General features: G+C 43.5%; 13 protein-coding genes. 7 read left to right on the plus strand and 6 right to left on the minus strand.

All coding sequences use genetic code 11. From position 1 onward, the window contains the following. Positions 1 to 96 precede the first annotated feature (96 nt). A complete protein-coding gene (locus ACT3TU_RS11610; protein WP_192524760.1) occupies positions 97 to 1,311 on the plus strand; it encodes an IS256 family transposase in 1,215 nt (404 codons plus the stop codon). Between the two features lie 182 nt (positions 1,312 to 1,493). Here the strand turns inward: ACT3TU_RS11610 and ACT3TU_RS11615 are convergent, their stop codons facing one another. From ACT3TU_RS11615 to ACT3TU_RS11630, 4 genes are all read right to left on the minus strand, one after another. Further along, positions 1,494 to 2,231, minus strand: coding sequence for a hypothetical protein (locus tag ACT3TU_RS11615; RefSeq protein ID WP_192524759.1), 738 nt, complete (start codon positions 2,229 to 2,231; stop codon positions 1,494 to 1,496). Positions 2,232 to 2,263: 32 nt separating this feature from the next. Then, on the minus strand, positions 2,264 to 2,620 hold the full coding sequence (locus ACT3TU_RS11620; protein WP_192524758.1) for a PAAR domain-containing protein: 357 nt from the start codon (positions 2,618 to 2,620) through the stop codon (positions 2,264 to 2,266). 219 nt (positions 2,621 to 2,839) lie between these two features. Then, entirely contained in the window at positions 2,840 to 3,658 is an 819-nt protein-coding gene (locus ACT3TU_RS11625; protein WP_192524757.1) for a DUF72 domain-containing protein, read from the minus strand. A 185-nt stretch (positions 3,659 to 3,843) separates the two neighbouring features. Next, positions 3,844 to 4,878, minus strand: coding sequence for a polyprenyl synthetase family protein (locus ACT3TU_RS11630; RefSeq protein WP_192524756.1), 1,035 nt, complete (start codon positions 4,876 to 4,878; stop codon positions 3,844 to 3,846). Between the two features lie 800 nt (positions 4,879 to 5,678). On the opposite strand from ACT3TU_RS11630, the gene fadB reads away from it, so the two are divergent. The 5 genes from fadB (at position 5,679) to ACT3TU_RS11655 (ending at position 11,611) form a co-directional block, all read left to right on the plus strand. Next, on the plus strand, positions 5,679 to 7,838 hold the full coding sequence (gene fadB, locus ACT3TU_RS11635) for a fatty acid oxidation complex subunit alpha FadB (RefSeq protein WP_192524617.1): 2,160 nt from the start codon (positions 5,679 to 5,681) through the stop codon (positions 7,836 to 7,838). A 257-nt stretch (positions 7,839 to 8,095) separates the two neighbouring features. Continuing rightward, positions 8,096 to 9,268 carry an acetyl-CoA C-acyltransferase FadA gene (fadA, locus tag ACT3TU_RS11640; protein ID WP_444784406.1) on the plus strand — a complete coding sequence of 391 codons (1,173 nt, stop codon included), beginning with the start codon at positions 8,096 to 8,098 and terminating at the stop codon, positions 9,266 to 9,268. Positions 9,269 to 9,500: 232 nt separating this feature from the next. Continuing rightward, complete coding sequence (locus tag ACT3TU_RS11645) at positions 9,501 to 10,076, plus strand: isochorismatase family protein (protein WP_192524615.1); 576 nt, start codon at positions 9,501 to 9,503, stop codon at positions 10,074 to 10,076. 197 nt (positions 10,077 to 10,273) lie between these two features. After that, positions 10,274 to 10,903 (plus strand): HD domain-containing protein, encoded by a 630-nt coding sequence (locus ACT3TU_RS11650; protein WP_192524614.1) that lies wholly within the window; start codon positions 10,274 to 10,276, stop codon positions 10,901 to 10,903. A 102-nt stretch (positions 10,904 to 11,005) separates the two neighbouring features. Beyond that, a complete protein-coding gene (locus tag ACT3TU_RS11655) occupies positions 11,006 to 11,611 on the plus strand; it encodes a DUF1287 domain-containing protein (protein WP_192524613.1) in 606 nt (201 codons plus the stop codon). Positions 11,612 to 11,682: 71 nt separating this feature from the next. On the opposite strand, the gene asd is transcribed toward ACT3TU_RS11655, so the two are convergent. Continuing rightward, the gene (asd, locus tag ACT3TU_RS11660) at positions 11,683 to 12,519 is read right to left on the minus strand and encodes an archaetidylserine decarboxylase (RefSeq protein ID WP_192524612.1); all 837 of its coding nucleotides are present in this window, start codon (positions 12,517 to 12,519) and stop codon (positions 11,683 to 11,685) included. Positions 12,520 to 12,673: 154 nt separating this feature from the next. Here asd and dtd point away from each other — a divergent pair, with 154 nt between their 5' ends. Beyond that, a complete protein-coding gene (dtd, locus tag ACT3TU_RS11665) occupies positions 12,674 to 13,126 on the plus strand; it encodes a D-aminoacyl-tRNA deacylase (RefSeq protein ID WP_192524611.1) in 453 nt (150 codons plus the stop codon). A gap of 19 nt (positions 13,127 to 13,145) precedes the next feature. On the opposite strand, the gene ACT3TU_RS11670 is transcribed toward dtd, so the two are convergent. Further along, positions 13,146 to 13,748, minus strand: coding sequence for a M23 family metallopeptidase (locus ACT3TU_RS11670; RefSeq protein WP_192524610.1), 603 nt, complete (start codon positions 13,746 to 13,748; stop codon positions 13,146 to 13,148). Positions 13,749 to 13,926: the final 178 nt, after the last annotated feature.

The following is a 13,926-nucleotide window of genomic DNA, read 5'->3' on the forward strand; positions in this document are numbered from 1 at the left end:
GTTCAGGGACAAAAAAGTCATAGTCCTGAGTTTTAGCAACGAGCCTTTCCTAAAAACTGTGTAACTGCTTATAATCCAATAACAGGAGAATAAGCAATGACTACTCAATCTGACATTAAAAAACTGGCCGAGCAAATGGCTAGTAGCATGAAAAGCTTCGATGACATCAAAGACTTCCAAAAGCAGCTCATGCAATCCTTTATCGATACTGCCCTTGAAGCTGAGATGGAAGACCATCTAGGCTACCCCAAGCATGAGAAAGCGGACAAGCCTAACAAGCGCAATGGACACACTAAAAAGACCGTCCGAAGTGACACAGGCGATCTTGAGATCTCCACCCCAAGAGACCGTGACGGCGCTTTTGAACCTGCATTAGTGCGTAAGCATCAAACCCGTATCTCAGGTCTTGATGATAAAATCATATTCCTTTACGCCAAAGGTCAAACCACCACTGAGATTGTAGAGAGTATCAAAGAGCTTTACGACGTCGATATCTCAAGCAGCTTAGTTTCAAGAGTCACTGACAACATCTTAGAGGACATCATCGCATGGCAGAACCGGCCATTGAGTAGTGTTTATCCTATTGTCTATTTGGACTGCATTGTCGTTAAGGTACGTCAAGATAAGCAGATCATTAACAAAGCGATTTACTTAGCTCTAGGTGTCGCTCTTAACGGTAAAAAAGAGCTGCTTGGTATGTGGCTCTCAGAGAATGAAGGCGCCAAGTTCTGGCTAGGCGTTCTCACTGAACTACAAAACCGCGGGGTGCAAGATATACTCATTGCCTGTGTCGATGGTTTAAAGGGCTTTCCTGATGCCATCAATACGGTTTATCCCAATGCTCAGGTTCAGCTGTGTATCGTGCATATGGTGCGCTACTCAATGAAGTTTGTACCCTGGACGGACAAAAAGGCAGTAGCCGCTGATTTAAAGGCCATCTACGGCGCTGATACGCTTGAGATAGCAGAGGCTAACCTTGAGCACTTTGATGAGACTTGGGGCAAAGAGTACCCGCACGTGGTCAAGTCTTGGCGTAATAACTGGGAGGGCTTAACGGTATTCTTCGAGTACCCTAAAGACATCAGAAAAGCGATTTATACTACTAATGCGATAGAATCACTGAACAGTGTGATTCGGACAGCGGTGAATAAGCGTAAGGTGTTCCCGTCTGATCAGGCAGCGTTTAAAGTGGTATATCTAGCAACACAGCAGGCATCCAAAAAGTGGTCGATGCCTATCCGTAACTGGACGTCTGCTCTTAATCGCTTTATGATTATGTTTGATGAACGTATCAGCAGGCATTTAATCTAAACGGCAGTTACACAGAATTCGGGATGGTCTCTTAGCAACATCTACTACTTCTATTAAAAGACGATTATAGGCATTCTTTCTATAGAGATTACATACTACATAATTCACGAGACTGATTAAAACTGAAAAGAAATATATACCACTAAATCTACTTAAAAGCTTATTCATAATTGATTGTCTCATTACCAGTTATCATAGAAATCTTTCAGTTGCTTCAATCCTTGAGTTTTTTCGACAACCTCTTGAACTAACCCTTTGCCCTGACCATTTTTGATTGCTTTATTAATTTCATCTCTGTTGGCAACTGGTATAGTGTCATTATTCAACTTACCACCTACTTCAACAAATGAAACAATACTTTTTCTAGCTTTTTCATCAATTGCTTCAATGTTCTTATGAGCTGAAGACGGATGATAGATAGCATCTGCTTTTTTCTGTTCAGCACTTAAACTATTTTGATAAGATGTCTCTAACTTGATGTATTCTGATTCCGTTAAAATATTATTAGGATATTTCATATCTTTTCCAAACAACTTAACGAATGTTTTTTCATATATTTTGTCGAGCTCACTTAATTTTATACCTTCATTTCCACTACCAAGCCAATCATCTACACCAATTTTACCCAAATCAGCTTTAATAGGTCCAATTTCAGAAATAATATTAATTCCATCCTGAATTTTACCTGTTTTATCCACTATTTTGCCAATTTTTCCTGCCTCACTAGCAAGTGGCGTTGTTGTAATATAATCAGTTACTGGTGTTTTAGTTAGTTGATACGCCATTTTATAGTTGCCATTTGCTCTATAATATTCGCCAACACCTAGCAGTTTTCCAGACACGCTTTTGACAAGTAATCCATTTTCTAAACCTTCTGCAACAGCATCCTCGCGCCAAGCGTCTAACTTCTTATCAGACATCTCGACTTCATAAATTTCTTCGTCAGAAGCTTTTAGACTAGCAAACTATCTGTGTCTGATTTAGGAAACTGTAAAGGGGCAGGTTGTTCGAACCTTGGCGCTGGCTGCTCAACTCCAAAAACTTCAAAATCCGACTCACAGAACGACTGCTGAATTGCAATCAGTTTAGCACCGCAACTGGTGACATCACCACCGCGAGCGATGGGCGCACCATCAACAGTAAATGAGGGGTCACCTGTAAGAATAGTCGTCAATTTTTTACATTTCTTGCAAATAACTTTATCGCCTTTACGCGATACTTGAACGCCATTGTGAGTCGTATGCAGTGAACCCGTAATAACTTTGCCGCCGTGAGTGGTTGTACTACCTACTGTTATATAAGCCACCATGATATCGCCTTAAAGTTGTTAAAAAACTGAACTCAAGCCTAGTTAAACAGAGAGACAGACAAACAAATATCAATTAAATTTTTATTAGTATCTTTGAAAGTGATAAATCACTCTACGCGAATAATTTGTAATCTATTTTTCATTATTTAATATTGTGTTTTTGCACGACTATTTGTTGGAATAAAGCCGTAACCCACAACAAAAATTTTACTTGCGAGTTTATAAAACGTTAAATTTATGCGCCGTCAACGCCTCCCTTAACATCGCAATATTATAATAAGCATGCGCATTGACGGTATTTTGAAAGAAGATATACAGCGTATCAAAATGCTGACGCTGATTGGCAATCGCTTGTGCCCAATCCTGCATCTCAGCTTCGCTATAGCGATAATCATGGCGATCAGCCGCGCTCATGGCATCCCACCAGTTTAGATTGTTACCATGCATCCGTAGATAGCCGGTGCGCTCGGTAAATATCAGCCGTGACGGTGGTAGACCGCTGACTTTAGGATAATCGACGCTGCACCAAATTAGACCTTGCTCGATAAAGCTATCAACCACTTGCGGTGTGTGCCAAGCATTGTGTCGAAACTCAATCGCTAATGGATAATCTTTAAACCAACTGACCAGATTGGCAAGATAGAGACGATGCTCGCGGGTACGATCAAAGCCGTGTGGGAATTGTAATAATAGTGGCGCTAGACAATCAGCTTCGATAAGTGGCGTGAGGGCGGTGAGAAATGCTTGGGCGTGTTCGGCAGTGCCTTTACGTGCATGAGTAAAGTCTTGATGCAGCTTAACCGCGAACTTCAACTCACTGTCTGCTTGCACATAGGCCTTATTGACCATACCTGCAAAGGCTTTTTGTCCGATGGGCGCATAGAAGCTGCTATTGATTTCTACCGCACCGTATTGTTTGGCGTACTCGCGTAAAAAATCCGTCTTTTTGGTGCCAGTGGGATACAGCGTGCCCAATAAGTCGGTATCGCTGTAACCGCCAGTGCCGAGGTAAATACGCGGAGTAGGGGTTCTGTCCATGTTGACCACTCTTTGCTATTTTTGTTGATTAAATAAAACATATACATGGTTTATGGTGCGTGACTGGTATAAATTTTTCTGGCTTGCTGTGCCTACGCCGCTACGCCGACAGGGGCTACAAAACCTATGTTCTAAGAGCCAGCATCCCAGTCACGCTATATCGTTTCTACATTGCGTCGACTATATTATTTCTTCCGCGACCATAGCCATTCAATCAGTGCCAATAGCGCGTCGCTGTCTGGGTTATCGCCAAGCTCACGACTGATTGCTGCGCGTCCGTCATTGAATAGCGATTGCGCGTAGTTAGTCGCCTCATTAACGCCCATTAATTTCACATAGGTAGATTTGTCTAATTTTTCATCGCTGCCCGCAGGCTTGCCTAGCGCATCTGTGCTAGTGGTGACATCTAAGATATCGTCCTGTACTTGAAAGGCAAGACCGATATTCTGGGCGCAATCTTGTAGCGCCATACGCTGCGGAGCGGTAGCACCAGCACAAATACCACCCATCAGCATCGCCGCCTCAATCAATGCACCGGTTTTATCACGGTGGATGGCTTCTAAATTGGCTTGCGTGATGCTATTACTGGCTTCGGCATTAAGATCCAGCATTTGACCGGAGACCATACGCCTTGCTCGCGGCGCAAAGATGGCAAATAGTTGGCTGGCGATAGCTGAATCAAAAGGTGCAAAGGTTGGCATCTCTGCCGTTAATACCTCAAACGCTAACGTTTGCAGTACATCGCCTGCCAGCAGCGCGGTCGATTCGTCAAAGACGATATGGGCGGTTGGCTGCCCACGACGCAGCTCATCGTCATCCATACACGGCAAATCATCATGCACCAACGAGTAGGTATGCAGTAGCTCCACCGCCAACGCCGCACGACGATACATATCAAAATCGGAGTCATTCTCCAATAATGACGCTAAATTATCGTTTATATCCGTCTCTTTATTGCTGCCTTTATCGTTATCTTTAACACCACGATAATCATTCACACTAGCAAAGGCACTAGCTACTAATAGGGGACGTACCAACTTACCTTGTCCAGTCATGACATAGCGGCAGGCATCAATCAGCGGGCTTGGCAGCTCAGCGTAAGCAAATAATACGTCAATATCTTGCGCCAATTGCGTGCGCACAGCATGATGAAACTGCTCGGTGCTATCAAAAGACATAAAGCTAAGAGGCATAACGCTTGGTGTAGAGGAAACAGTCATAACTCAACCATCTATTAGGTGAATAATAAAATATCGTTAGTGTAGCATGATAGGTTATGTTGCTTATGCCGCCCGTATCGTTAATGGCCAATTTTTTAAAGCTTGATGTTAAAAATCAGAAGTTTCCTGTTAAACGCAGCACGAAATAATGTAACAAGCCCTCGTTACGTATTGGCGATTTAACTTAGGGGCCGAATATGTTTTGATAAGGTGGAGCGTTAAGAGATTGATGATGGCTAACCGACGTCTTTAAGTCGCTGATTTACAGATTATAAATTGAGTATGCAGGCAGTCACCTAAAGTACCTGAGTAACAAGGTAAAGGGCTGCTGCTGATTTAAGAGTGACTTGCGAGTATGGTATTAGCTTGTGACAGTCGGGGGCATAATCCCCTACACTAATTGGCGTGAAAATGATTTGGTGCTAAAAAAATGACTTTTCGTACGGATTGTCTAAGCGAAAAATTCATACAACACCGATTCTGATTCAAGGTTTTGACTCAAGTAACAGTAACAGTATCAGTATCAGTATAACTATCAGTAACTGAAACAACAGTATATAAATAAAGCGTCCTATTTATTTGTGCTAATGCGGTAATATTGAGCATAGAACGTGAATATATAAATATGAACGCTGGATAATAAAAACCTCTTCACTGCTCAATCTATACTGACTTTATAAGGTAGTATATTGGCGGTGTTATTACTCGTTTTACTAACAATAACTGGCTAGGCACTTTAGAGTTAAAGCTTTTCTTTTAATTCTAAAACGTAGCTTTCGTTATATAGCAAGGAGTTTCAAATGGTATACCAAGGAAATCGCATTACGGTGACAATGCTAGAGGATGGCATCGCCAACATGCAATACAACGCCGAAAATGAGAGCGTGAATAAGTTTGATGCTGAGACCAATAAGCAATTTGGCGAAGCGGTTAGTGCCTTAGAAAAAGCTGATGACGTTAAGGGCTTAATTGTCACTTCAAGTAAAGGCGTGTTTATCGCTGGTGCGGACATTACAGAATTTGTAGCTTCTTTTAAGAAGCCAGAAAGTGAGATTAAAGACTGGGTCGTCGGTATCAATGACGCTTTTAACCGTTTTGAAGATCTGCCTTTCCCGAAAGTAGCGGCCATCAATGGCGCGGCGCTTGGCGGTGGTTGTGAGATGACTTTGGTTTGTGAATACCGTGTCATGAGCGACAAAGCCATCATCGGTCTACCAGAAACTCAACTGGGTATCTTCCCAGGTTTTGGCGGTACAGTGCGTAGTACCCGTGTTATCGGTATTGACAATGCCCTTGAACTTATAGCGACGGGTAAGCCAAAAAAACCGCTCGATGCATTGAAATTAGGCTTGGTCGATGCGACCGTTGCTGCTGATGATTTGCAAGATGCTGCCATTGATTTGGTCAAAAAATGTATCTCAGGTGAGCTTGATTGGCAAGCGAAGCGTGAAGAGAAGCTGAATCCAGTTAAATTAAATCAGCTTGAGCAAGCGATGGCATTTAACAGTGCAAAAGGTATGATCTTTGCCAAAGCCAATCCGAAGCAATATCCTGCGCCAGCACTTGCTATCGCTGCTATCGAAAAACACGTTAACCTGCCACGTGACAAAGCAATCGAGGTAGAAGCGGCTGGTTTCGCTAAAGCTGCGAAAACCCCACAAGCAGAAAGCTTGGTTGGTTTATTCTTAAGCGATCAGTTGGTTAAAAAGCTAGCCAAGCAACACAGCAAAAAAGCACATGAAATCAATGAAGCGGCGGTATTGGGCGCTGGTATCATGGGTGGCGGCATTGCTTATCAAGCAGCCAGCAAAGGCTTGCCAATCATTATGAAAGACATCAAGTCTGAGCAATTAGAACTTGGTATGGGCGAAGCCAGCAAGCTATTAAGCAAAATGGTCGAACGTAAAAAAATGACCCCAGCAAAAATGGGTGAGACTTTAAGCCGTATCCGTCCAACGCTTAACTATGGTGACTTTTCTGAAACAGATATCGTCATCGAAGCCGTAGTAGAAAATCCAAACGTCAAGCGTTCGGTACTAAAAGAAGTAGAAGGCTTGGTCAAAGACGATTGTATCCTAGCGTCAAACACCTCAACGATTTCTATTACTTATTTAGCAGAAGCACTTGAGCGTCCAGAAAACTTCGTCGGTATGCACTTCTTTAACCCAGTACACCGTATGCCATTAGTAGAAGTTATCCGCGGTGAAAAATCATCAGACGAAGCGATTGCGACCACGGTTGCACTAGCCTCTAAAATGGGTAAAGTGCCCGTTGTCGTTAACGACTGCCCAGGTTTCTTAGTAAACCGTGTGTTGTTCCCATACTTTGGTGCTTTTGACTTGTTATTAAAAGAAGGCGCTGATTTCGTCCATGTCGATAAAGTCATGGAGAAATTCGGCTGGCCAATGGGTCCTGCTTATCTCATCGACGTCGTTGGTCTAGATACGGGCGTTCATGGTGCAGAAGTCATGGCTGAAGGTTTCCCTGACCGTATGAAGCCTGACTATAAAGGTGCGATTGAGCATTTATATGAGAACGAGCGCCTAGGTCAGAAAAACGGCGTTGGGTTCTATAAGTACGAAACAGACAAGCGCGGTAAGCCTAAGAAAGTTGCTGATGAAGCCACTTATGAGCTATTGAAAGCCACTACAGATAGCGACAAGCAAGAATTTGATGATCAAGCAATCATCGATCGTACCATGCTGGCTTTCTGTAATGAAACGGTACGTTGCCTAGAAGACAACATCGTCAGCACGCCATCTGAGGCGGATATGGCGATGATTATGGGCGTTGGTTTCCCACCATTCCGCGGTGGTCCTTGCCGTTATATCGACCAAATGGGTCTAGATAACTACTTGGCATTATGTGAAAAATACGCGCACCTTGGCAAAGCCTATGAAGCCCCGCAGAAGATTCGCGATATGGCAGCAGCAGGCGAGACCTTTTACGCAACAGCGTAATGGGCAGTCATTACTAGGATGAAGTGCAGTACGTTTGCTGTTGAGAGTGATAGCAATTAAAGTATTTATATTTAATGGCACTGTTCTTCAATAACAAATCTTTAATAGCAGACGTACGATTATAGTCAGTTTCATTTAGGGCTAATACAAGGAAATCGAGCGTAGATGTACGTATTGTACTTTAAGCAAGATTGACGAGGTAATAGCATTGAAATGCACTGACTACACTGACAATAAAAATTGAAAAGGAAGATAGTATGACAACTTTAAGTCCAAAAGACGTGGTCATCGTGGATGGCGTACGCTCAGCGATGGGAAAATCTAAAAACGGTATGTTCCGTCATGTTCGCGCTGATAGCATGTCTGCTGAATTGGTACGTGCATTGGTTGAGCGCAACGACTTTGACCCACGTGACGTAGAAGACATCATCTGGGGCTGTGTCAACCAAACCTTAGAGCAAGGCTTGAACATCGGTCGAAACATCGGTTTACTTGCTGATATCCCTAAGACCGCTGGTGGTCAAACCGTTAACCGTTTATGCGGCTCATCTATGCAGGCGCTACATACTGCCGCTGCCCAAATCATGACCAATCAAGGTGAAGTGTTCATCATCGGTGGTGTTGAGCACATGGGTCACGTTGGCATGATGCATGGTGTTGATCTTAACCCAGAAGCATCAAAGCATTATGCAAAAGCCTCAAACATGATGGGCTTGACTGCTGAAATGCTGGGTCGTATGAATAACATCAGCCGCGAAGAGCAAGACGCCTTTGGTCTTGAGTCACATCGCCGTGCATGGGCTGCCACCACTGAAGGTCGTTTTGACAATGAAATCATCGGTATCGAAGGTCATGATGCCGCAGGTCGCTTGCAACTATGTACTGTCGATGAAGTGATTAGTCCAGATGCGACGATGGAGCAAATGCAAAAGCTACGCCCAGCCTTTGATCCAGTAGGCGGTACGGTAACGGCTGCAACCTCATCTGCACTGTCTGATGGTGCATCAGCGATGCTGGTTATGAGCGCGCAAAAAGCCAAGGACTTAGGTCTTAAGCCTCGTGCTCGTATTCGCAGCATGGCTGTTGCTGGTTGTGACGCCGCTATCATGGGTTATGGTCCTGTTCCTGCGACGCAAAAAGCACTTAAGCGTGCTGGCATGAGCATCGATGATATGCAAACCATCGAGCTAAACGAAGCCTTTGCCGCGCAAAGCTTATCAGTACTTAAAGCCATGAACTTGACCGATAAGCAAGACATCGTCAACATCAACGGTGGCGCGATTGCTTTGGGTCATCCACTAGGCTGTTCTGGTGCGCGTATCACCGTTACTTTGCTAAATGCCATGGAGCAATCAGATACTGAAATCGGTCTAGCGACCATGTGTATTGGTCTTGGCCAAGGTATTGCTACCGTGATTGAGCGTGTGTAGCGTCTTAGTAAATCTTTAGTCTTACAGTATTAATAAAAGCCCCTAGTCATGATGATTAGGGGCTTTTGCTTTGATTAATTAAAAACAGACGTTATTAATCATTATTAAAGACTATCTCCATTGACGGGCTCAGTAAACTGTGACTAAATGAGTGTAAGGCTAATAACGACAATATCTATGATAAAACTAAAGTAGCCTTTAACAATAAAGTCAGCCGTACAAGGAGTGTGCCATGTCTACTATGATTACTGATCGTACCTATCGAATCGCCCGAGAAAATACCCAAGCAATGGTTATCGATATCCAAGAGCGCCTAACGCCGCATATCTATGACCATGAGAATATTTTAAAAAAAACAGTGACGCTTATCAAAGGTCTGCAAGCACTTGGTGTGCCTATCATGCTCAATGAGCAATATAAAAAAGGTCTGGGCGATACCTTGCCTGAGATACGTGAAATATTAGAAGATGAGAACGCCAAAGGCTTCGAGAAAGTCACGTTTAGTGCTTGTGATAATGACGATTCATGGAACCATCTTGCTCAGCAAAATAGAAGCATTGTTTTATTGTTTGGTGTGGAGGCGCATGTTTGCGTACTACAAACGGCGCTTGATTTGCTTGATAATGGTATGCAGCCCGTCATTATTGGCGATGCCGTCGGTTCGCGCTTTCCTTATGATAAAAAACAAGCCATTCGCCGTATTCGCCGCGCAGGCGGAGTTATTACCACGGTTGAAACTATCCTGTTTGAGCTATGTCGTAGCAGCAAAGATCCTGCTTTTAAAACCATTAGTAATTTAATTAAGTAGTCGTTTTTCAATAAGCTTAAAAGAGATAGTGCTTAATAAAATAGGCGCTATTTTTTTAGCTGTGATAATAATTAAAAAAAGCGTCTGTGTTAAATTCTGCCATCGGCTGCTCGTACACTGATAAAATATATCATGATCACTTGCGCGTAAAGATAAGATAAAGCGCTATAAACTTGCAGACCAAATCAGAGAACAATATGTCTTTAACCAGTCACGCGTCATTAATCAACCCAAATCCTACATCAACTATTGATATAGATGATGTGACCCATTTTTTATTAGAGCTCGACGCCCTCAAACGAGTCAATCGCCGCAGTTATGTGACGGGCACTACTCGGTTGGAGAACTCCGCTGAGCATTCGTGGCATTTGGCAATGGCCTGCTGGTCAATCGCTGAACAGTTTGAGCTGGATGTTAATTATGAGCAACTATTGAAGATGGCACTGATACATGACTTAGGTGAAGTTGATGCGGGGGATACGTTTTTGTTTGCCAATAGTCGAGATGACGCTCATGCTGAAGAACGCGAGGGCATCGCTCGACTGCAAGCCGAGCGCGGCAATGGTATCAATAACTTAAGTGAGGTTTGGGAAGCGCAAGAAACGGGCAGCAGTAAAGAGGCTGAACTGCTGAGAGTAGTTGATCGAATTTTACCATTTTTGTTAAATCTAAATACGGGCGGGAAAACATGGTCTGAACATGATGTGACACGCTCGCAAGTGATCCGTGTGCTGGAGTTTATTAAAGACAGCTTTCCTACCATCCATGTTTGGCTATCAAAACAGATTGACTATGCAACCCAGCAAGGCTGGTTGATTGATGCCTAAATAAATAAAAATCACTTTATAGCTTTTAGCTGTTTACAAATCACCCATTATTTTCATGTGCTAAAGCATCTATAGTGAGGTCAAAAAATTTGGGATCAAAATATGAGAATATCTGTCGCTTATAAAACACTATGTCAATCGCTCGCCTTTATCAGTGTATTAGGCGTGGCACAATTAGCACAAGCTGCTGATCCTGTCAGTGATGGTAGCAAATTGGTGCACGATGCCAAAAAGCAAATTGGCGTGACCACCAGCTATGATCCTACTTATCGTAAGCTGGACTTCCCCCGTGGCGATGTACCAATAGATACTGGCGTCTGTACCGATGTCGTCGTACGTGCTTATCGCCTGCAAAATATTGATTTGCAGCAACTGGTCAATCACGACATGAAATCAAATTGGTCCGATTACCCAAAAAATTGGGGCCTGAAATCAACCGATAAAAATATTGATCACCGCCGTGTGCCCAATCTTGAAGTATTTTTTACACGTCATGGGCAAACATTATCGATTACTGATAAGGACAGCTTTCAAGCAGGCGATGTGGTGACGTGGCGACTACCAGAAGGTAATTTGCCGCACATGGGTATCGTCTCCAATAAAGCCGCTGATGATGGCACACCGCTGATTATTCATAACATCGGGCGTGGTACACAGGAAGAAAACATCTTGTTTGCTTATCCTATCCACAAGCATTTTCGATATTAGTTTAAAAAGCCCAGTTAAGCATAATGATTAATACTTAACTGGGCGTATATTTTCGACTTTAAACAGCGGGCTTATTTATTATTAGTCGCACCCAATAGCTGTCCCATTTTTACCATACTATTGGCTTGCATGCTGTCTTGCCAGTCGGCTTTCGCCGCTTTTGGCAGCACGACAATAGCGGTCGAGCCTAAATAAAAACGTCCAAGTTCATCGCCTTTTTCAAAGCTCATACTATGTTCTGCTTCTTGGATATCGTCAGTACGGATAATCTTACCGGTCGCCACCGTTTCGATACCAGCAACAATCATCGCGCCAACCATCACCACTGCCGCTTTGCCATACTCTGTATCAAACAAACAGACCAAGCGCTCATTACGGGCAAACAAATCAGGCACGTTAGCCGCTGTGGTATTATTTACCGAAAATAGCGTGCCAGGCACATAGCGAGTTTTGGTCAACGTGCCTGCGAATGGCATATGGACACGGTGATAATTACTGGGCGCAAGATAAACTGTGGCAAAGCTTCCATCCGCAAAATAATGCCCATCTTCGCTATCCGCAAGTAACTGTCCGATGTCGTAATGACGCCCTTTGGCTTGGAGCAGTTTGTGGTCGTGGATTTGCCCTAGTTGCGAGATAATACCATCTGCAGGGCTGACAATACCGTTGGCGCTGTTATCAATGGTACGAGCATCGTCTTTTAGTTCGCGGGTAAAAAAGTCGTTGAAGCTTTCGTAAGCGTTGAAGCTTTGGCGCTCGTATTCATCCAAGCTGACGTTGTAAGCCTTAGCAAAACTGCGAATAAAAGTACGTTTGACGTAAGGATGACGGCTGGCAGCCAAACGCCCAGCGACTTTACTTAATTGCTGCTGCGGAACAAACTGTTGAAGGGTGGTAAATAAATTCATAACAAGGCTACCAAGATGAGAATGTGAATATAAAAAAATGAATAAAACAGCGACAAAGATGGAAAAAGTGAGAGCAAAAATAGGTTAATGATTGGCGGTATTTTATCATGGACCGCATATTATTGTATGACCATAATCTGTAAGGAGTCGGTAAATGAGAGCACTTATACAACGCGTGCATCACGCTAGTGTCACTGTTGACAAGCATTGTGTCGGCGCTATTGAGCAGGGCGTATTGGCCTATATTGGACTAGGGCCCGACGATACGCTACAAAGTGCCCAGCGCATGATCGATAAAATCCTTACCTATCGTATTTTTGAAAATCAGGAGGATCCTGCTAAGGTCGGTAAATTGGATAAAAATGTGCAGCAAGTGGCAGGCGGGTTATTATTGGTATCGCAATTTACCTTGATGGCAAAAACCGATAAAGGTCGTCGTCCTGATTTTGGCGGTGCGATGGCACCCGATGCTGCACAAGTATTGTTTGAGCAGTTAATTGCTTATGCACATACCCAGCATCCCAATGTGGCTACCGGTCAGTTCGGTGCTGATATGCAAGTAATGAGTGTTAACGATGGGCCATTAAACTTTTTATTAGAGGTTTAAGCTTTTAGAAGCCCAAAAGCTAGCTTTCAGGTTTTCGTAATAAAGGATAGGGGTTAACCGCGCTGCCATTAATATAAATTCCGTAATGGACGTGGGTTGGTGTGCCTTTAGCATTGCCGCTGTCGCCGACGTAACCAACGATATCGCCCGCATTGACCCAATCATTGGGAGCAATATCGGCATAATCTTCTAGATGTGCATAATAATGTCCTGCACCGCCTGGTCCAACGATCATCACCACGCGTCCACCTAACGTATTCTCACCAACTTTACTAACGATACCTTGGGTGGTTGCTTGTATCGGTGTGCCTCGCGGCGCAAAAATATCAATACCTTCATGCGTGCGACCTTGGCTACGCGCTCCGCCCCAAGTATCAGTCAGATGCTGCTTCGGTAGCGGACTGGGCAAGCTATCTTCTGTTGGTAGCTCTTGCTGCAATAGACTAAGCTGCTGCCACTTAGCCATCACAAACGACTGTGTTTGTTGGCTGATGCTAGGTAATAGCTTATCAAATATGAACAATAGCAGCAGTAGTACCGCAGCCCTTATTAGTACACTTATTATACGGCTTAAGAAATTTGGCTTGTTCTTTGGTTGCGGGTTATTAGCATTTGCTAGCATCGATATCTCTTCAGTTTTTTCTTAGATTAACACACCAAGTGTAACGCTAATGAATACTATAAAAGGTGAATGCTCTATTAATGGTATGCCGTTGTTATATCTGGTTTTTACCCCCATAAATATAGCGCTGCTTTTAAAATTTACGTGTTTTCTGAAATTCTATATAAAACATTAATGT

It is taken from the genome of Psychrobacter sp. AOP3-A1-26, from assembly GCF_052378235.1.
In the GTDB taxonomy this organism is placed as follows: domain Bacteria; phylum Pseudomonadota; class Gammaproteobacteria; order Pseudomonadales; family Moraxellaceae; genus Psychrobacter.